Below are 20,090 nucleotides of genomic sequence, written 5' to 3'. Positions count from 1 at the left end.
CAGCCGAGGCCGATTTGCTCGCTAGGGTCTCGCGATCGACGGTCAAGGACACCGCCTGGGCGCTGGTCGGCCTGGGCGGTCCCACCGTGCTTCAGCTCCTCTACGTCATTGCCGCGGCTCGCGGCCTCGGCGCGGACCAGTTAGGCCTGCTGATGCTGTGCGTTGCCGTCGCTACGGTCGCGAGCTTCGTCGCCGGCATCGGCGGCGACGGCGTCGCGCTCAAGGCCGTGGCTCGCGCGCACGAAGCGGTGGCGTCCTATTTCGGCCAGGCGCTGACGCTCATCCTGTTGACGGCTCTGCCGATCGCCGCCGGGGCCGTCGTGCTCACACTGTGGCTCAGCCGGGTCGACATGCCGCTCTGGCTGCCTGTCTCGGTCGCCGTCTCCGAAATCCTCTTCGGCCGCGTCGCCATGACCTGCCAGAAGATGTTCATCGCCTTCTCCCAGCAGGCGCGGGCGGCGGTGTCGGGCATGTTCGTGCCGGTAGCGCGGCTCGTCTCGGCGCTGGGCGTCCTGCTGATGTCGTGGCAGCAGCCTCTGGAGACGTTCGCCACGGCCTACTTCGTCTCGACGCTTGTCGCGATGGTCGCCTGCTACTTCTACACGGCGCACCACATCGGCCGCCCCAAGCTCGGCCTTGGCGGAGCGCGCTTCGGCGAGGGCGTCAGCTTCGCGCTGTCCTGGGTCAACAGCTCGCTGCAGGTCGAATGCGACAAGATGATCCTCTCCTATTTCGCCACGCCCGCGGCGGTCGGCGTCTATTCGCTGGCGTCGCGGCTGATGGACGGCGCCTTCAGCCCGCCGCGCGCGCTGCGCATCTCGCTGCAGGCGCGCATGATGCGCGAAGGCGCGAAGGGACATCAGGCGGCCTACCGCTTCATGCTGCGCATCGTGCCGATCTCGGTCGCCTACGGCTTCTTCGCCTGGGGCGCCATCGCGCTGGTGGCGCCGCTCTTCATCCACATCTTCGGCGAGGAGTATCGCGAACTCGTCCGCATCCTGCCGCTGATGGGCGCCTTGCCGCTGCTGCGCTCGATCGCAGACATCGGCGCCGAGCTGTTCGTCGCCTCCGACAAGGTAGGCTGGAGCACGGCGATACAGCTCGTCACCACGTTTATGCGCATCGGCATCGGCGTGCTGCTGATCCGCAACGCCGGCATTGACGGCGCGGTAGGGTCGGCGCTGATCGCCACCATGCTCGCTGCCGCTATCTTCTGGTCGGTCGCGACCATCATCGACCGCCGTCAGGCGAAGATGCCGGCTTCGCAGGAGAAATGATGCGACAGATCGCCAAGGTGATGGCCGCAGTCGAGGCTGCATCGAATCTTTCTCCGGCCGCGCTCGCCGGCCATGTGCGGCGGCGGCTGCGCAACCGCATCGTGCCGCTTGGCGCATCCGCCTATCGCGCCGGCCTCGAGCGGCGGGCCGCGGCCTTTTCAGCTTTCCGCCGCGACGCGAAAGCGATCGAACTCGCCGGCATGGTCGCCCGCTGTTTTGAGGCGGAATATCGCGACACGATCCCGGGCTGCTACGATGGTCGCTTCGATATTCTGAACCGCCGCTTCGATTTCGGCAGCCTCGACAAGGTCGACTGGCGTTTCAACGGCGACGAGGGCGACCGACAGATAAGGCGCGCCAACCTCGCGCAGTTCGGTTTCGTCCCAGCGGCCGCGCTCCGCGATCCCGCACGCGCTCTCGCCATGGCTGCGCAACTGACGGAGAGCTTTCTCGCCACGGCCGATTTCTCAAACGGCAGTGATTTTTCCCAGCTCTGGCATCCCTACATAGCCTCGCGGAGGTTGCTGGCGCTCAACTCGGCGCTGCTTATCACGCCCGGCGAGTTCGACGGAACGGAAGCGTTCAAAGCCGTGGAAAGCTTCGTCCGGCTGAACGCCGCCTTCGTTCTCGGCAATCTCGAGACGGAACTCGGCTTCAACCATCTGGAACGCAATCTTGCCGCGCTCGGCCTGTTCGGACTCGCTCGCGACACGTTTCCGGACGCCATCGCTTCGGCGCTCAGGGCGCAATACCAGGCGATCGTCGTGCATTCGATCGGCGAGGACGGCGTCCAGAAGGAGCGCTCGGCCATGTATCAGGGGCTGACCGTCCAGAGCCTTCGCATCTTCTCCGGCCTGCCGATATGGAGCGAGGATCAGAACGCCATGATCAAGAGCCGGCTCCTCGCAACCGAGCGCGCGCTTGCTGCTCTCACACTCGGCGACGACCAACCCGTGCTGTTCAACGACGGATGGCTCGGCGAGGCGCCGCCGAGTTCGAGCATCGTCGTTGAGACGCCGCCGGGCTTCACCGTCATGCGTGACGCCGGCTATGTGCGGCTTGCCGGCCGCGACTGGGTCGCGGTCCTTGACGCCGGCGCGATCGGTCCCGACGAAAACCCCGGCCACGGCCATCCGGATTTCCTCTCCGTCGAAGCATCATTCGCCGGTCATCGCTTGCTGGTCGACCCTGGCACCTTCAGCTATTCGGCCGGCTCGGCGCGCGACGAGCTACGCGCCTGGACGGCCCATAACGGTCCCGCCTTTGTCGGACCGCTGCCTGTCGCTTTTCTTGGATCGTTCAAGGTCGGCCGCCGTGCCGCTGCGACCATTGTCGAGGCGGTCGACGCAGACGGCGTCCAGGAGGCGACTGGGCAATTGGCCTTCGACCGCTATGTCGTCACGCGGTCCGTTCGACTGTCGTCGGATGGCCGCCTGGAGATCGCCGACCGGTGGGCGGGCGAGGGGGATACGCAAACGCGCTTTCTCGTCCCCGGGGATTGGCGGATCGAGCAGCAGGGAGACGAACTGTCGCTGCGTCGTGACGAGACGATCCTTCGGCTGCGCGTCGAGGGTGGGCAGATCGCCATCGGGACGGCGAAATGGTCTCGCTACTACGATGTGCTGGAGGACGCGCACGAAATCGTCTTGCGCCCGGACGGAAGTCGGTTGGTTGCGATCTTCGAGCCTGTGTGAGGCCTGTCAATCCACGGAGCCGAAACGCCGCTTGAACATCGCGGACGCTTGCGGGAACTGTCCGTTCGACATCTGCGCGTTGTAGTCCGACGCCTGCACGTCCCAGTAGCTCTGGTAGAGCGGCTCCACTTCCTCGAACCAGTCGGCCATGCCTTCGATGAAGACCGGATCGTCGCCGACACCGTGTCCGTCCGGGCGTGTGCCGACGCCCCATTCGGGGTAGGATATCGGCTTGCCGCGCTGCTTGGCGAAGTCGCGGTGCCATTTCAGCCCGAAGGGCTGGTCGAGAAAATACGCAAAGCGCCTTTCGGGATCGCGGGTGGAAGCATCCCAGGTTTCGGCGTAGACATCCATACCGATGATGTCCACGACATCGTCGCCGGGATAGGCATCGGTCGGATCCATCGCCTTGCGACCGTGGTTGGGGCACCACTCGAAGCGGAAATTCTGTCCCGGCGCAGCGCGCATGATGGCGACGATGTGGCGGAAATAATCCTTGTAGCTTTCCGGATCGTGCATCGCGGTCCACGGCATCCAGTCGCCATTGAACTCCCAGCCGATCCGGAGGACGGCGTCGGCGAGATAGTTCTGAATCAGAGCACGCGCGGTGGCGACGAAGACCGCGTCATAGGCGCCGGCAGCACCCTCGGCCAGCGTGCCGCTGCCGTCCTTGGGCAGCATCGGCACCGACAAGGTGAGTTCGATGTCGGAGCCGCCCCAGCATTTGGCGATCCACGGAATGCTCGACTTCAACTCGGCCCAGCTCTCCTGGTTGAGCGCGTCCACGGTGCGCTCAGCCTTTCGGCCGACAAAATCCTCGAAGACGTGCATCTGCTTTCGCCCGTCGCAGCCCGGGCCGCGATAGGCGCCGATCTCGGTCGCTTCGGCCGACGAAGCAGCTAGCGGCACGAGCATGAGCGCCGCCGCGCCGGCGACGTGCTGAAGCAGACCGGCGGAGCGGCCGCTCATTTCCACACGGCGCCGCCGCAGCTTTCGATGTAGGCGATGGCCGGCTTGCCGATCGGCTTGCGGCGGCCCGGATGCTCACGCGCCCATTTCAGGAAACTGCCGAAGGAGCGGAAGACGTTCACCTGGCCGCGGTTGAGATAGAATACATAGGCCGAGAACAGCACGAAGTTGAGCGGCAGGTAGATCGCCGGAAGGTATTTGAACGAGATGATCAGCTTGTTCGTCAGCCGCATCTCTTCGACTTCTTTCCTGGGCTTGCGGCCACCGGGGTCGTTGTGCTCGACCACCCAACAGCCGGGCTCGTAGTAGATCTCGTAGCCGGCGTCGACGACGCGATAGGCGTAGTCGATCTCCTCCAAACCATAGAAAAAATCCTCAGACATCGGCCCGATCCTGTCGAATGCGCCGCGGCGCATGGCGAAGCCGTTGCCCTGGAAGCGGAAGGTCTTGAAGGGCCGGTCCTTCGGCAGCGATTTGTCGGTATGGGGAAAGGACGCGCGCGGCGTATCGCCGGTCGCATGGTCGATGTGCCGCGCCGTGACGATGGCGACGTTCGGATTGGCCGCGAAGGCGGCCTCGTAGCGATCAAGCACGCCCTCCGGGTTGAGGAAGGCATCATCGTCGACGAAGATCATATAGGAGCCGCGCGCCGCAATCGCCCCGTCGTTGCGCGCCGAAACGCCCTTGTTGTAGCCGAGCTTCACATATTGCCAGCGCGAGAAAGGGGCCAGGAAAGACGAGCGGTCGAGCTCGTCCGCGTTGTTGTCCACAAGCAGGAACTCGACCTCATCGAGTCGGGGCCCGGCCACCCTGGCCGCCTGCGCGATGGTTTCCGGAACGAGATGATCGCGCGCAAACGTGACCATGACGATGGAAAACAAGGGCGCGCTGAGACCGCTTTCGGGCGACGTGCGTACTATCATTGGTGGTTCCCTTGGGTCCGCATGATCTTGAGGCGGACGTCAGCCTTCAATTAACGATATCGACTAAATTCTTGGCTTTTCTTGCCTCGACTGCTACGAACACGGGCATCGCTTGGCATCAGGCGACATTGCTTCGGCGAAAGTTAATCGTCGGTAGGTATCGCTCGGTTCAACGGAAGGGGCACCGATGACCGGCATTGTCGTATTGCTATATATCGCCATCGGCATTGGTTGCGGGCTGATACGGCTCTCGGCGATTGCCGTCGGCATTATCGCGTTGGTTCCGGCCGTTGTCGGCGCGTTTGCCGTCAGCGAAGGCGGTGGCCTGTCGATTCTGGGAGCCATTCTGATCCCGCTGCTCGTGATTGAGGCCGTGTATTTCGTCACGATGCTTGTTCTCGGAAGAATGCAGGACACAAAGCCGGCTGCCGAGCAGACCGATGTCCGGGAAGCTAGGCCCGGCTTCCCGAGGAAGCCGCAGATCCGCGAGGAGCCATAAGGCCGTCCGCTTGCCGTCAATAGCTGCCCTTGCGCCCGAACACGACGACCACCGTCTTGGCGATGATCCAGATGTCGCGCAGGATGGACCAATTTTCCACGTAGGCGACGTCGAGAGATACGCGCTCGTCATAGCTGCAATCGCTGCGCCCGGTGACCTGCCAAAGGCCGGTGATGCCGGGCTTCGTGGCCGCGTAGGCCTTGAAGCTGTTGCCATAGCGGCGCACCTCGGCCGAGACGATCGGCCGCGGCCCCACGATGCTCATGTCGCCCTTCAAGACGTTCCAGAGTTGCGGCAGTTCATCAAGGCTGGTCTCCCTGAGGATCTTTCCGAGCTTGGTGACGCGCGGATCGTTCTTCAGCTTCTGGGACTGGGCCCATTCGGCTGCCGCCGCAGGGTCCCGCTCGAGCAGGTTGCGCAACGCGGCATCCGAATTGATGATCATCGACCTGAACTTCAGGCACTTGAAGCGGCGGCCATTCAAGCCGATCCGCTCGTGGCCGAAAATGGCCGGTCCCGGATCGGTGTGGCGAATGGCCAGAATGACCATGAGCATAAGCGGCCAAAGAACCGCTATGCCCGTCGCCGCCAGGGCAATGTCGAGGACCCTTTTGAGAGCGCCGCCAGGCGCATATTTGGCCGATCCGACGCCAACGATCTCAATTGTAGAGCCTGGGGAATTCTCCAGGGAGCTTTCGGCTTCTAGCATCAGACGTCTCCATCAACGCTGTCTGCACGCGAACCACCCCGAAAGCGCCCCTATTCGCGAACACTAAATTTAAACCATCGATCGCATTCGGGATCAAGTGGGTATTTTTCAGCCTTCGATCACGACTCATTTCGGTAATGACGACGACTGGCGTAAAATATAAGATAAATATACTAACTTTTAAACTGCCATGTTGCGGCGCAGCAATCACGATGTATTTATATGTATTACAATGCAACCGAAAGAAGTCAAACTCCTAATTGCTAAAGATATAGAATTTTATACATGATCCTGCAATAGATGACAAAATATTGCAGTGCAACGAAATCTTTGCTGCGGCCGCGCTGAGCCACGGAATGTCGAGCTTTTGCATGACTGGCCATGCCATTTTCCCGTGGAGCATTCTCCTCAATTGCAGCCGCGAAACGGCATGGCCAGACCCGGCCGGGGCCGCGCCCGCAAAAGACCGGTCTCCTGCGCATGTGAAATGCGCAAAGCTGGGCAGAATCAGGCGAAGACGTAATCGGACTGGGAAAGCGATGTGACACCGGCAAGATGGAACGTCGCCTCGCCTCCGGAATAATGGATCGTCCAATCGTCTCCGACGTTCGACAGGTATGCGCCGGCGCCGTAGCCCACGAAGCGCAGGCTGTCTCCCTCTTCGGACTCGCTGCCGCGGAAATCGGCAACCGTGTCTGACCCGTTGCCGTGTTCGAACACGAACACGTCGCTGCCCACGCCGCCGACGAGGTAATCGTCGCCGCCCTTGCCGTTCAACACGTCGTCGCCGGCCGAACCGGTGATGCGGTTGGCGAGATTGTTTCCGGTTCCGCTGGTTCCCAGCGAGAGGAGTTCGAGGTTCTCGACATTGTCGGGCAGGGCGTACGAGATATAAGCCTCGACCGTGTCGATCCCTTCGCGAACCCGCTCGATGACCTGCTGGTCGACATTGTCGACGAGATAGGTGTCGTCGCCGATGCCGCCGGAAAAGATGTCCGCATTGCCCTTGCCTTCGAACCGCTCGTTCGATGCGCTGCCGAGCATGGTGTCGGCGGCGGTGGTGCCGATATTGGCGCGGATCCAGGCCTGGCTCTCAGGCGGAGTGTCGGGGAGCAGGAAGTCGCCCTCGGCAAAGCCGGAGACCTGCGTGTTGCGGAATACTAGGGTCTCGAAGCTGCTCAGCGCAAGATGCGTGTCGCCGCCGACCTGTGTCATCGCGGCCTGGACTTCCTCGAAAGTGGAAAAGCCGTGGTCGTCGAGGCGCACGACGTCGCCGCCGCCGGTCCCGGCCTGGAAGTCGGTGATGATGTCTGAGCCGTCGCCGCGCTCGAAGACGAAGGTGTCGGCGCCGGCCCCGCCGGTCAGTATGTCGTTGCCCAGTCCGCCCGTGATGACGTTCACGCCGCCGTTGCCGACGATGATGTTGGGCAGCGCGTTGCCGGTGGCGTCCTTCGGACCGCTGTTGCCGACGAGATAGAGGTTCTCGACATAGTTGGGCAGGCTGAAGCTCATCGAGGAACGGACCTCGTCGATGCCGGAATCGAATGCCTCGACAACTCGTGTCCCGGTGCTGTTGACCGTATAGGAATCGTCGCCCAGACCGCCGGTCAGCGTATCGGTGCCGAGACGGCCGTTGAGGATATCGTTGCCGGCGCTTCCCTGCAGCGTATCGTCGCCGTTGGTGCCCTGGAAATAGCGGGTGTTCGCGCCGGTCTCGCGCAGCGTGTATTGCTCGAGCGTGTATTCGGGCAGCTGGTAGGCGGTGATCTGATCTATCTTGAGCTGCGCCACCAGCGAGGGATCGGCATTGCCGGCCCAGGGGCCGCCGATTGCTAGGTTGGCGATCATGTACATCGGGCTGTGCAGTTCGGTGGTGGTCGGCGTCGACATCGTCTCTACGCCGTCGACATAGAAGGTGATCTCGTACGGCGTCCACTGCATGCCGTAGGTGTGCGACTCGCCGGAGGTGTCCACCTGGGACCACGCATCGCTCGTTCCCCCCGAGCCGATCACGGCGGAATGGACCTGATTGGGCTGGTCTCCAAACGCCTCGAGGATATCGAGTTCCGGCGGCCAGCTGTTGTCGACCGGGAGCATCCAGAAGGCCGGCCAGGCGCCTGCGCCGGCTGGAAGCTCCGCGGTCATCTCGAAATAGCCATAGGTCTGCCAGAAGGACGACTGCGTCGAGATCATGCCCGAGGTGAATTCATATTGCTTGGTGGCGGCGCTGGGTTCGGCGATCGGCTCGGCCGTAATGACAAGCTGGCCGTCAACGACCGAAAACGGATTATAGCCCAAGGGCCCGTCCTGCTCGGTGTTGGTCAGGCCGCGGAAGTCGGTGTCCACATAGATCTGCTGCTCGCCGTTCTGCGGCAAGGTGAAGGCGCCGTCGCCCCACCACTCGAAGCGGGTGCGCCATGTTCCGCTGCCGTCCGAGAAGCGGTCAAAGTCGCTGAAATCGTCGTTAAACGTCTGTACGAGAGAGGCGGTATCGACGCCGAGCGAAAAATTGTTTGCTGAGAAGGCAGTCGCTTGGCTGTTGCGGAAGCTCAGGATCGAGCCGTCTCCGAGGTCGAGGATCGTGTCGGAGCCGACCTGTTGCAGGGAAGCGGCGACGTCCGCGAAATTCTCGAATCCGAAGCCGGCGAGCGCGACGGTGTCGCCCCGTTGTCCGGTCTGGAAATCCATCACGACGTCGGACCCCTCGCCCTGGCGTATCACGAAAGTATCGCGGCCGGCGCCGCCGATCAGGACATCGTCCGCAGCACCGCCGTCAATCAGATTGTTTCCATCGTTGCCGGTGACGACGTTGCGCAGGTCGTTGCCGCGCGCCGATGCGGCGAAACCGCCGTGCAAAGTGAGATTTTCAACGTGGGGGGAGGTGGCGAGCGAGTACCCATGCGCGCCATAGGTGGCGATCGTGTCGATGGCGCCATCCGCGTCTTCGACCACGACATTGGTATGATCCCATACGACGTAGTTGTCGTCGCCGAGCCCGCCGACGAGCGTGACGTCGGCAACGCTGGCCGCCAGTTGATCGTTTCCGGCAGTGCCGGCAAGCGTGCTGCCTTCGACCTCCGTTGAACTCCAGGTCGCCGGCGCGCCCGACGCTGGAAGCGGCCGGTCGAGTTCGAGGTTCTCCGGCCGCAGCGCGTCGCGGTCGACATTGCGCAACGTCAGCGTCTCGCCGCTCGCCAGCGTCACCGTGACGTCGGCGCCGGTCTGCACGGATGCGTTCCTGAAGGACGAAAAGTCGCTGAATCCGTAGTTTTGAAGGCGAAGGACGTCGCCGCCAAATCCGGCCTGAAAGTCCGTTATCGTATCGGAGCCCTCCCCCCGGCGCAGGACGAACATGTCGACGTCGAGCCCGCCCGAAACGATGTCGTTACCGGCGCGTCCGTAGATGATGTCGGAACTGGTGGTTCCCGTGAGCGTATCGGCTGCGCTCGATCCGAAGACGAAATTCGGCGACGCGGAAAAAGCTTGTCTTGCGGAGGTTGTTGCCATGGTCTCGCTTCTTTGGCCTGAACGGTAGAGCCGTTCCGGTTGACGGTTAGCGCAGGCAGAACCGGCGCCGGTGCAGTCCCACCCGTCCCAAAGTGCAAAGTCCAGCGCGGAAAGAATAGCGAACGCAATGCGTCGGCGGAATGACCGTAGTTGGGTTTTTTTGTGTCGCGCCCAAAATGTCGCAGCGCAATCCGTTCTTGCCGCGGGCCGGCCTATCCCGTTCGGGATTTCGATTCAGCCCGATTCTCCGGGACTTTTCGGAGGGTTCGCTGGCTGTTGAGCCCGTTTAACCTGTACAGGGCCGGGAGATTAACTGGCGTGGGGTCGCCATGACCAGCGTTGACAATAGGCCGGTTTCGCGGCCCATTAGCGGCAGCGGTATCCCGCCTGCACGGGTTTTGGCAGGTCTTGCACGGGCTGACGCGCAGCGCTTCGAGCGGAGTGTGACGTGTCCTGTTGGCGCAATAGTCTGTCCATGCGAGAAGGCCGGCATGCCTGCCGCGGCGGTGCTTTCAGCCCGCAATGGGTCGGTTTTAGGATTTTGCGTGACGGGGCGGGGAGGGTGATTTTGTGAGGGTGCCCGCACCGTGACGTTTTGGGTATGCATCGGCCTGAGTGCCGTCTTTCTGTTGCTCAGCATCCATCCTTTTGTGACTTATCCGCTTTCGCTGATGCTGTTCCGGCGGCGGCGTCCGGCGCCGGCCGTCCAAGGACCGCTGCCCTCGTTTGCGATCTGCGTCTGCGCCTACAACGAAGAGCGCACCATCGCCGACAAGGCACGCAATATGATCGCCGTTGCGCAGACCGCCCCTCAATGCGAGCTGTTCATCTATGTCGACGGCGCTTCGGACAGGACGGTGGAGCGACTCGAACCGTTCAAGGACCGGATCAACATCGTTGCCGCGGAGGTCAGGCGCGGCAAGTCGTATGGCATGAACGCGCTCGTCGACAGGTGCACGGCCGACGTCGTGGTGTTCACCGATGCGAATGTCGAACTCGACAGCCACGTGCTGCGCCGGCTTGCGCCGTGGTTCTCCGACCCGTCGGTCGGCTGCGTCTGCGGCCATCTCGTCTATTCCAATCCGGACGAGAGCGCGATGAGCAGTTCGGGTTCGCTCTACTGGCGCATCGAGGAGGCGATCAAGCAGCTGGAGAGCGACGCCTTCAGCGTCGTCGGCGCCGACGGTTCGCTGTTTGCGATCAGGCGATCGGCCCATCATGTGGTTCCGGACGACATCATCGACGACTTCTACGTGTCGATGAAGATCCTGATCGACGGCATGCGCGTGGTACGGGCGCCGGACGCCCTGGCCTTCGAGAAGTCGGCTACGAACACCTATGACGAATTTCGCCGCAAGATACGAATCGCCTGCCAGGCCTTCAACGTCCACCGGCTGATCTGGCCGCAGATATGGCGAAAGCCGGTGCTTGCCTATTGCTACGTGTCGCATCGGCTGCTGAAGTGGGTCATAGGCTACAATCTGCTGCTCGCCGGACTGTTTTTCATGCTGGCGATGCTCGCTGTCTTTCCGCCGACGCCGGTGCTTGCCGCGCCGCTACTCATTGCCGCAGCGTTTGGCGTTCTCGTCGCGGCGAAGTTCGGCCCCGCCCTGAAGGTTCTGGCGATGCTGCTTTCCTTTGCCGGAACGTCATGGGGGGTGTGGCGGTCCGTGCGGGGCGACAAGTTCCAGACCTGGACCCCGACGCCGAGCGCGAGGGCAAGCGGCCAGGGATGATGGGCGGTTGGCTCCCCGCCTGCCGCCGATTCAAATTTCGGCCTCAAAGCCATGCTCTCTTGCACTGCAGCAAAACTCTGCTAACCTTGCACACACGGGCGCGGGCAACGTAAGGCAATTTAGATAAACTATTGAATACAGTGACTTGGTGCCGGTGGTCGGCTTTTGGGGATGATCATCCTGGTCGCTGAATTCGACGGTTTTGGTGCAGCGCAATATAGGATGCCGCCTGATGCTCGTGCAGCTCCAGAAGAACTGGCCAGCGGATTCTCCCGCGCCGCAACCGGCCGCCGAGTCAGACGCCGGGCTTCTCAGCTTCGCTAGTCTCCTTGCCATTTTGAGGCGCCGGTCCCTGCTGATCGGAGCTGCCGTGGCGGCGATGCTGGTGGTCGGCCTTCTCTATCTGACCACCACCAAGCCGATGTTCGGCTCGACGGCTCTCGTCTATCTCGACATCGAGAATGCGCAGACATTCGACGGCAATAACGCGAATGCTTCCGGCATGCCGCCCAGCCTCGACGACGTGGACGTCAACAGCCAGCTGCAGATCATTCAGTCGGAGAAAATCGCGCTGAGCGTCATCAAACGGCTGGGTCTTGAGGATGCGAGCGAGTTCACCCGTCCGCAGAACGTCATCGTCGAGCTTGCGTCGCGCGGTCTTGGCGTTCTGCGTTCGCTGATCAGGCTCGGCTCGGCTCCGCCCGTCGTGGTGGAGCAAGGCATTCCCCGCGGGATTGTCGAAGAGTTCAGCAGACGGCTCTTCGTCGATCGCGTCGACGACACTTTCGTGCTTGCCATCGGCTTCGCATCCGAGGACCCGCAGCTGGCGGCCGACACCGCCAACGCGGTTGCCAACGCCTATCTGGAGGAGAAGCTCGATGCGCGCTACGATTCGGTGCGCCGTGCCTCGGCTTGGCTTGAGGGGCGCCTCGCCGAACTGCGCGAGAAGGCTGTCGCCTCCGATCAGCTGGTACAGCAATACAAACGCGAAAACGGCATCATCGACACCAATACCGGCAGCGGCCAGCTGCTGTCCGACACCCAGCTGACCGATCTTTCCGCAAGGCTGGTGGAGGCGCAGAAGGAGACGGCCACCCGCCGCGCGCGCTACGACCAGATCGCGCAGATGATTGCATCCGGCAACCCGGACGCCTCCGTGGTCGATTCGCTCGCCAGTTCGGTGATCAACGAACTGCGCCAGCAATATTCCAGGGTCGCCCAGCAGGAAGCGGACATTTCGCGCCGCTACGGCGCCGAGCATGAGGCAGCGCAGAAGGCGCGCCGCCAGATGGAAGACATCAACGGTCTGATCCTGAAGGAGCTCGGGCGGATCGAACAGGTCTACAAAAGCGACCTCGAAGTCGCGACCCAGCAGGAAGCCGACGTTTCGCAGGCGCTCGCAAGTTCGACGGTCCGTTCTTCCGACATAGCACAGGCGCAGGTGCGCCTGCGCGAGCTGGAACGCAACGCCCAAGCCGACCAGAATCTCTACGAGAGTTTCCTCGACCGCTACAAGTCCGCCCTGCAGCAGCAGTCATTCCCGATCACCGATGCGCGGGTGCTCACCGAAGCCTCGCCGGCGCGCAAGAAGTCCTCGCCCAAGACGGTCATAACCCTCGCGCTCTCCGGCGTCGCGGGTCTTGCGCTGGGTCTGTTGCTGGCGCTGGGACGCGAGATCGCCGACAACACCTTCCGCACACCCGGGCAGATAGAACGCGGCCTCGGCCTCGCCTGCCTGGGTATTCTGCCGAAGCTGGCCCGCGCCCAGGCGCGGCGACCCTCGCCCGCGGTCCGCAAGGGCGCGTCTACGGGCCGGGTTCTTGCCAGCGATCTTGGCGTCTTCCAGCATGTGGTGAAAGCGCCGTTGTCGCGTTTCGCCGAAACCCTGAGATCGGTGAAGCTCGCCATAGACTTCGCCCCGAGCGAGGGCGGGGTGCGCGTCATCGGCGTCGTTTCATCCATGCCCGGCGAGGGCAAGTCGACGGTGGCGATGAATATTGCCCAATTGATCGCCTCGTCCGGCAATTCGGTGCTGGTGATCGACGCGGACCTGAGAAGCCCGACCCTGACGCGCGAGATCACGCCGAACGCGAGCGCCGGCCTGTTCGAATTCCTCGTCAACAACGTTCCGATCAACGACCTGATCTACACGGACGAGGCCAAGCGCCTGAAATTCCTGCCGGCCGCCGGCAAGGGCGGCGCGGCACAGAAGACCGACCTGATCGGCTCGAGCAAGATGGCGCAATTGCTGACGGCTGCCCGCCAGACATACAACTACGTCATCATCGATCTTCCGCCGCTGGCGCCGGTGATCGACGCCAAGGCGATCGCCGGGGCGGTTGACGGATTCGTCTTCGTGGTCGAATGGGGGGCAACCTCGACCGCGACCGTTTCCGATGCGCTCCACAACGCGCCGCTCGTCAACCAGAAGATCATCGGCTGCCTGCTCAACAAGGCGGACGAGCAAAGCCTGCGCCTCTACACGTCAAGCAGCGGAAACAGCGAATATTACCACCATGAAAAGTTCAGCTCTTACGTATCGCAGAGCTGAAGCGCCCGCGGCAATGCTCAGCCGGGGACGGGACGTGCTTGCATGGCTTGCGCGTCTTGCCGGCAAGCCCGAACGGATGCGCGACGATCAAACCTATCCGGCCATCGATGCCGGAACGGTTATCTACGCGGTTGGCGACGTCCACGGCCGCGCCGACCTTCTCCGGCAGGTGAACCAGCTGATCGAGAAGGATTGGCAAGCCCGCCAAGCCGGTCGGCGGCTTGAAATCTATCTCGGCGACTATGTCGATCGAGGTCCCGACAGCGCGGCCGTCATCGCGATCCTTCGCGCCCGGGCGAAGACCTGCAAGGTCATGCCGCTTTCGGGCAATCACGAGGCCATGCTCCTGCGCTTCCTCGAAGGACGGGTTTCCGACCGGGAGTGGCTCGATTGGGGCGGCGCCGCGACCGCCCTTTCCTATGGCGTAAACCCGGCCAAGGAAGCCATATTGAGCGCCGCGCTCTCACGCGCGATTCCCCTGGACGACGTCAGCTTTCTCAGGTCGCTGCGGCCGAGCTTCCGCTACGGTCCCTATTTCTTCGCCCACGCGGGCGTCCTGCCCAACCGCCCGCTCGACGAGCAGGTGCCGGACGATCTGCTGTGGATACGCAAGCCGTTCCTCGATCATGCCGGGCCGTTCGGCGCCGTCGTGGTGCATGGGCATACGCCCAACGCCGAGCCGGAATTCAGGCCGAACAGAATAAATCTCGATACCGGCGCTTATGCCACGCATCGCCTGAGCTGCCTGCGGATCGATTCGAACGGCGCCGCGCTGATCGTCGGCTGAGGCGGCGGATGGAACGGAATCGCGAAACCGGATACAGTCGCGACACCGCTTAGCCTGGTTTCGAGGCTCGACAATGCAAAGACTTCGTCCAAAACTGGAAAGGACCAAAGATGCGGATCACGATGATAGGCAGTGGCTATGTAGGCCTCGTATCGGGCGCCTGCCTGGCGGATTTCGGCCATGAAGTCGTCTGCGTCGACAAGGACGAAAACAAGATCGCCTCACTGAGGAACGGCCAGATCCCGATCTTCGAGCCGGGGCTGGACAGCCTCGTGGCCGGCAACGTCAAGGCAGGCCGGCTCTCCTTCACCACGGATCTCGCCAAGGGCATAGAGGACGCGGAGGTCATCTTCATCGCGGTGGGTACGCCAGCGCGTCGCGGTGACGGCCATGCGGATCTGTCTTTCGTCTATGAGGCGGCGCGCTCGGTCGCACCGTTGCTCAAGAATTTCACCGTGGTGGTGACCAAATCAACCGTGCCGGTGGGCACGGGCGACGAGATCGAGAAGATCATCAAGAAGGCCAACCCGACGGCCGACGTTGCCGTTGTCTCCAACCCGGAGTTCCTGCGCGAGGGCGCCGCGATCGATGATTTTCGCCGCCCCGACCGCATCGTCATAGGCCTTTCGGACGAGCGCGCGCAGGCCGTCATGACCGAGGTCTACCGTCCGCTGTACCTGAACCAGTCTCCGCTGCTGTTTACCGGCCGGCGCACGGCCGAACTGATCAAATATGCGGGCAACGCATTCCTCGCCATGAAGATAACCTTCATCAACGAGATCGCCGATCTCTGCGAACAGACGGGCGCCAATGTGCAGCAGGTCGCGCAAGGCATCGGCCTCGACAAACGCATCGGCTCGAAATTCCTTCATGCCGGCCCCGGCTACGGCGGCTCCTGCTTCCCGAAGGACACGGTCGCCCTGGCCAAGACCGCGCAGGACTATGGCAGCCCGATGCGGCTGGTCGAGACGACGGTAGCGGTGAACACGGCGCGCAAGCGCTCGATCGCGCGCAAAATCGTCACCGCCTGCGGCGGCGACGTCAGCGACAAGAAGATCGCCATCCTCGGCCTGACCTTCAAGCCCAACACCGACGACATGCGCGAATCGCCTTCGCTCACCATCATCCAGGCCCTGCAGGACGCCGGCGCGGAGATTTCCGCATACGATCCCGAAGGCATGTCGCAGGCGAAGTCGATGCTGGAGAACGTGACCTTCGCGACCGATCCCTACGATGCCGCCAAGGATGCCGAGGCGCTGGTGATCGTCACCGAATGGAACGCCTTCCGCGCGATGGATTTCAACCGCCTGAAACAGGTCATGAAGACGCCGCTGCTCGTCGACCTCAGGAACATCTACCGCAAGGACGAAGCGAAGAGTCACGGCTTTGCCTATGTCGGCGTCGGCCGTCCGACAGAGGACTATCTCAGCCCGGTCCGGCTGAGCGTGAAAGCCAACGCCTCATAGGCTTCCGCAGGCTTCGGCACTCGATCGCGCCGACGTTTCGCTTGACCTATGCTGCGCTGCAGCATAGGTTTCAATGGCTGGCGGGCGGCGTTTCAAAAGGCGGGATAGGAGCCTCATGAAAAGAGTCCGCAAGGCGGTATTTCCGGTAGCAGGTTTGGGGACGCGGTTTCTGCCTGCGACGAAGGCGGTGCCCAAGGAGATGCTGACGGTCGTCGACCGTCCGGTGATCCAGTACGTGGTCGACGAGGCGCGCGAGGCGGGCATCGAGCATTTCATCTTCGTGACCGGCCGCAACAAGGCGGTGATCGAGGATCATTTCGACATCCAGTTCGAGCTGAACCACACGCTGGCGCAGCGCGGCAAGGACGACCAGCTGGCCAAGCTGCAGAGATTGCAGCCGCTGGCCGGGCAGACCAGCTTCACCCGCCAGCAGGAGCCGCTGGGGCTGGGCCACGCGGTCTGGTGCGCGCGCGAACTGGTCGGCGACGAGCCGTTCGCGCTGTTGCTGCCGGACATGATCATGCAGTCGAGCAAGAGCTGCATGAAGGAGATGGTGGAGCTTTACGAGGCGACCGGCGGCAACATCGTGGCGGTGCAGGAATGCGACCCCGCCGAGGCGCACAAATACGGCATCGTGGGCAGGGGCGAGGACACCCACAACGGGTTCCGCATCACCTCGATGGTGGAGAAGCCCAAGCCGGGCACGGCGCCGTCCAACCTCTACATCAACGGGCGCTACATATTGCAGCCGGAGATCTTCTCGATCCTGGAGAACCAGGAGCGGGGAGCGGGCAACGAGATCCAGCTGACCGACGGCATGCTGAAGCTGGAAAAGAGCCAGGGTTTCTATGGCTACCACTACCAGGGCCGCACCTTCGACTGCGGCTCGCCGGAGGGTTTTGTCGAGGCCAACGTCGCCTTCGCGCTGGCAAGGCCCGACTTCTCCGCCAAGATGGCCGATGTCATCGCCGGACTGCTGGAAGAGGCGGAGCCGGCACCGCTCAGACAAGCCGGCTGACGTGGCGATCTTCAACTTCCGTATCAGGAATCCCGAGCGGGACGAGGCCACGGACGCGCGTCGTTTCGATCGCCTGGCCCGGCTCCTCAATGAGCTGACGGACGAGATATCGGTGGAGAAATCCGGCCTCGAGCGCCGCTACAGATCGGCCACCACCGACGCCGCCTTCCTCGTCGAAGCGATCGAGAATGACGGCGTGTCCGACCGCTCGAACGACAGGGTGGAGGACCTGACCGCTTCCATCATCAACTGCGAACGCCGGCTGGAGTTTCTGTCGCGCCAAGCCTCGGTGCTCAATGAGTTTCGCGGGACCCTGACCGAGCTGGCGAGGAAAGCACGGTAGCACCGGCAAGGCCGGGCGATATTGCCTCAAGCCGACTTGTCACGCAGCTCGATCATTCTCCGTGCGCTTTCCTCGTCGGTGATCAGTACGGTCGGGGCAAGCAGCTTCATCGCGCCGATTAGCGCCTCGATCTTTTCAGGTCCGCCCGAGGTCAGGATACGAATAGGCGCCTTGCGCAGCCGCTCGACATCCACCGACATCACCACGCTGTTGATGGGATGGTCGACGATCTTGCCGTCGACGTTGAAGGGGTGGAAGAGCAGATCGCCCACCGCGCCGCGCGCGACAAGTTCCTCACGCTGAGCTTCCTTGAGAAACCCTCCGCGATAGAAAGTCGTTGCCGACCTGATGCCGCCGATGCTGAGCAGGACAGCGTCGAGGTCATCCGTCATGCGGAAGATGTCCTGCAGGCCGCAGCGCTCGATAAGCGCGACCTTGGTCTCGACGCTGTCGACAACCGCCGGCGCGGGGATCAGGTATCCTTCGCCCTGAAACGCCTGTGCAAAGCGCCACGCGAATTCGGCCGGATTGATATGACGCGCGACGCCGACGCCGCCGAGAAGCGAGATCACCTTGAAGTCGGCCAAGGATTTTGGAGTGATGAAAGACAACGTGCTGAACAAAGTCCGGCCCCAGCCGACGCCGACTCGCATGCCGGGGCGCATGGCGTCGGAAAGGAAAGCTCCGGTTCTGGCGCTGATCGCCGGGATAGGATCGGCGTCGGGGCGAGACAGCGGCGCCACGATCGCCTGCTTGAGATCGAAGGCGGTCTCCAGCGCGCGCTCGAGCCGGACGATCTCCGAAAGTTCGCTCTCGATGGCGATCTGCACCTCGTTGCGCGCCCGCGCTTCGGCGAGCATGCGCACGACCGTGATTCGCCCGACGCCGAGCACGTCGGCGATCTCGCTCTGCGTCATCTGTTCGATGAAATACATCCATGCGGCGCGGATGCGCAGCCGGTCGGCCCGCCGATCGCTGGCCGGTACGCCCGAATCGTCGGCATTGCCGCTGGGTTTGCGGCGTCCGCCCACATGATTGGCACGCTTTACCATCGAATCCCCCAAATGCCCGAAGCCTTGCCGGCAGGCCGGACCATCTGCCAAGCCGATAGTTTAGACCGCATTGCAGGGCAAAAGCGCAATGGGTTCTTCGCCCCGTTCTTGACCGTCGACCGGCCTTGGCGCTGCCTCGAACACGCTTTGACTGGTTTCATGCGGCACCGAATAACTATATCATGACGGGTGGGGCGTACCGCGCGACGGGGTGAGGAAACGAGATGCTCAGAGAACTTTCCGAAGACGTCAGGATCCTGGTGAAGGACAGGCTGCGGGACTTTCGTTCGATCGTCCGCCAGCATCGCCACGACCATGCCTCGGGCAAGCCTGCGCCGGACGCCAGGGAACAGCCGTTTCCGGTCCGCGAGATAGAAGGGTTTCTGGGCCATGCGGTGAGCGCCTTCGACGACGTGATGTCGCTGGCCGAAAGCCTTGCGCCCCGAAATGGCCTGGGTGGAGCCCCAGTCGCCGGCCCGCAGCCGCTGCAATCCTATTTCCGCTCGATGGGCGAGTCGCATCTCGACGGCGAGCGCGCGTTCCGCCGCGACCTCTATCGGCTCGCCAAGCTGGTGCTCCAGCAGAAGAAGCTCAACGATTTCCGCATCCTTGAGAGCGACTTCGCCGCCGTGCATGGAGCGTTGGAGAAGCGCGACGCCGCGCTGATCGCCAGGCTGCATGCGGAAACCGACCGCGACGAGCGCGTTTCCCTGGTCGCCGCGCTGTCGTCCTCGCTGTTCGTCGAACTCGTCCGCCAGGAGCCCATCAAGCTGCCGGCTCCCGACCCCACCGAGATAGACGCTATCGATATCGGCCAGACGATCGCCGTCAACTGCCTCGCGGCAATCGCCATCGCCTGCGGCCTTGCGACGCTCGATATGGAGGGGGCTGCCGGGCCCGAGTTGATGGAGATCGCAGTGCTTGCCGTCGACGCGCGCGCCGACCGCATCAATGCGGCTCTCGGCAACGACGACCCGGTGAAAAAACTGACGCCGCTCTTCGCCAGCCTGCTCACCCATCTCAATTAGAACGTCGGGCCTTTTTAGCATCGCGAGGCGTCACGACGTGTCCGGCTGGCCTGTCGCACGCACAGCTCGGCGGGAGATGGTCGCGACAGCCGACCGCAAGGCGTTCAGGAAATCATTCGCGTCGAGTGGTCGACAGGCGCCGAAACGCGGCAGGCCGCCTTGCCCGGCGCCGTCCCGAATGGCGAAGGTCAGCCGCGCCTGACATTCCAGCTCGCAAGCCAGATGGCGGAAATTTTCGGCAAGGCGCATCGCATCGGCATGACTGCCGCCGGCCGGACCGACGGGCATCGAGACTGGCGGCGCGTCTTGCTCGCCCATGACAAAATCCCGCGCCAGGCTTTCGGCCGGGCGAAGGAGCCAGAGCACGAAGCTTCGCACAAGCCGGCAGCGGCGGCTGGCGGATTCGGCGAGATCAGCGAGGGAACAGAGCAGCGCGACAATGCGCATCAGCGCTGCCCTTTCCTCCTTGATCGCCAGTTTCCAGTCCACCACATGAGCCTCCAATCAGCGCCGCAAGCATTATGCGGGGGA

16 protein-coding genes are annotated in these 20,090 nt (G+C 63.0%); 10 read left to right on the top strand and 6 right to left on the bottom strand.

The features are described 5' to 3' along the window. Positions 1-14: 14 nt before the first annotated feature. On the top strand, positions 15-1,277 hold the full coding sequence (locus ABLE71_RS03895; RefSeq protein WP_348782039.1) for an oligosaccharide flippase family protein: 1,263 nt from the start codon (positions 15-17) through the stop codon (positions 1,275-1,277). Beyond that, complete coding sequence (locus tag ABLE71_RS03890; RefSeq protein WP_348782038.1) at positions 1,274-2,971, top strand: heparinase II/III-family protein; 1,698 nt, start codon at positions 1,274-1,276, stop codon at positions 2,969-2,971. Before ABLE71_RS03895 ends, ABLE71_RS03890 begins: the two co-directional genes overlap by 4 nt. A gap of 6 nt (positions 2,972-2,977) precedes the next feature. Here the strand turns inward: ABLE71_RS03890 and ABLE71_RS03885 are convergent, their stop codons facing one another. Together ABLE71_RS03885 and ABLE71_RS03880 are read right to left on the bottom strand one after the other, a co-directional pair. After that, positions 2,978-3,940, bottom strand: coding sequence for a glycosyl hydrolase (locus tag ABLE71_RS03885; RefSeq protein ID WP_348782037.1), 963 nt, complete (start codon positions 3,938-3,940; stop codon positions 2,978-2,980). Beyond that, a complete protein-coding gene (locus ABLE71_RS03880; protein WP_348782036.1) occupies positions 3,937-4,863 on the bottom strand; it encodes a glycosyltransferase in 927 nt (308 codons plus the stop codon). Before ABLE71_RS03880 ends, ABLE71_RS03885 begins: the two co-directional genes overlap by 4 nt. 187 nt (positions 4,864-5,050) lie before the next feature. Between ABLE71_RS03880 and ABLE71_RS03875 the strand changes: the two genes are divergently transcribed. Next, positions 5,051-5,362 carry a hypothetical protein gene (locus tag ABLE71_RS03875; RefSeq protein WP_348782035.1) on the top strand — a complete coding sequence of 104 codons (312 nt, stop codon included), beginning with the start codon at positions 5,051-5,053 and terminating at the stop codon, positions 5,360-5,362. Positions 5,363-5,378: 16 nt separating this feature from the next. Here the strand turns inward: ABLE71_RS03875 and ABLE71_RS03870 are convergent, their stop codons facing one another. Together ABLE71_RS03870 and ABLE71_RS03865 are read right to left on the bottom strand one after the other, a co-directional pair. Beyond that, a complete protein-coding gene (locus ABLE71_RS03870) occupies positions 5,379-6,071 on the bottom strand; it encodes a sugar transferase (RefSeq protein WP_348782034.1) in 693 nt (230 codons plus the stop codon). 507 nt (positions 6,072-6,578) lie between these two features. Further along, positions 6,579-9,578, bottom strand: coding sequence for a family 16 glycosylhydrolase (locus tag ABLE71_RS03865; RefSeq protein ID WP_348782033.1), 3,000 nt, complete (start codon positions 9,576-9,578; stop codon positions 6,579-6,581). 587 nt (positions 9,579-10,165) lie between these two features. On the opposite strand from ABLE71_RS03865, the gene ABLE71_RS03860 reads away from it, so the two are divergent. The 6 genes from ABLE71_RS03860 to ABLE71_RS03835 all read left to right on the top strand — a co-directional run bounded on the left by ABLE71_RS03860 (position 10,166) and on the right by ABLE71_RS03835 (position 17,479). Further along, positions 10,166-11,314 carry a glycosyltransferase gene (locus ABLE71_RS03860; RefSeq protein ID WP_348782032.1) on the top strand — a complete coding sequence of 383 codons (1,149 nt, stop codon included), beginning with the start codon at positions 10,166-10,168 and terminating at the stop codon, positions 11,312-11,314. A 232-nt stretch (positions 11,315-11,546) separates the two neighbouring features. Then, the gene (locus ABLE71_RS03855; protein WP_348782031.1) at positions 11,547-13,865 is read left to right on the top strand and encodes a polysaccharide biosynthesis tyrosine autokinase; all 2,319 of its coding nucleotides are present in this window, start codon (positions 11,547-11,549) and stop codon (positions 13,863-13,865) included. A gap of 34 nt (positions 13,866-13,899) precedes the next feature. Beyond that, positions 13,900-14,652 carry a metallophosphoesterase gene (locus tag ABLE71_RS03850; protein ID WP_348782030.1) on the top strand — a complete coding sequence of 251 codons (753 nt, stop codon included), beginning with the start codon at positions 13,900-13,902 and terminating at the stop codon, positions 14,650-14,652. 110 nt (positions 14,653-14,762) lie between these two features. After that, a complete protein-coding gene (locus ABLE71_RS03845; RefSeq protein WP_348782029.1) occupies positions 14,763-16,118 on the top strand; it encodes a UDP-glucose/GDP-mannose dehydrogenase family protein in 1,356 nt (451 codons plus the stop codon). A 115-nt stretch (positions 16,119-16,233) separates the two neighbouring features. Continuing rightward, positions 16,234-17,136 carry a UTP--glucose-1-phosphate uridylyltransferase GalU gene (gene galU / locus ABLE71_RS03840; protein WP_348782028.1) on the top strand — a complete coding sequence of 301 codons (903 nt, stop codon included), beginning with the start codon at positions 16,234-16,236 and terminating at the stop codon, positions 17,134-17,136. 1 nt (position 17,137) lies between these two features. Then, complete coding sequence (locus tag ABLE71_RS03835; RefSeq protein ID WP_348782027.1) at positions 17,138-17,479, top strand: hypothetical protein; 342 nt, start codon at positions 17,138-17,140, stop codon at positions 17,477-17,479. A 26-nt stretch (positions 17,480-17,505) separates the two neighbouring features. Here ABLE71_RS03835 and ABLE71_RS03830 read toward each other — a convergent pair whose 3' ends face one another. After that, entirely contained in the window at positions 17,506-18,531 is a 1,026-nt protein-coding gene (locus tag ABLE71_RS03830; RefSeq protein WP_348782026.1) for a sugar-binding transcriptional regulator, read from the bottom strand. 224 nt (positions 18,532-18,755) lie between these two features. Between ABLE71_RS03830 and ABLE71_RS03825 the strand changes: the two genes are divergently transcribed. Then, positions 18,756-19,559 carry a hypothetical protein gene (locus ABLE71_RS03825; protein ID WP_348782025.1) on the top strand — a complete coding sequence of 268 codons (804 nt, stop codon included), beginning with the start codon at positions 18,756-18,758 and terminating at the stop codon, positions 19,557-19,559. Between the two features lie 30 nt (positions 19,560-19,589). On the opposite strand, the gene ABLE71_RS03820 is transcribed toward ABLE71_RS03825, so the two are convergent. Beyond that, positions 19,590-20,048: a hypothetical protein gene (locus tag ABLE71_RS03820; protein WP_348782024.1), complete on the bottom strand. Its 459-nt coding sequence runs from the start codon at positions 20,046-20,048 to the stop codon at positions 19,590-19,592. Positions 20,049-20,090 lie beyond the last annotated feature (42 nt).

This window comes from Mesorhizobium sp. KR9-304, from assembly GCF_040049215.1.
Classification (GTDB): domain Bacteria; phylum Pseudomonadota; class Alphaproteobacteria; order Rhizobiales; family Rhizobiaceae; genus Mesorhizobium_K.
This window is presented reverse-complemented; position numbering and strand designations above follow the sequence as displayed.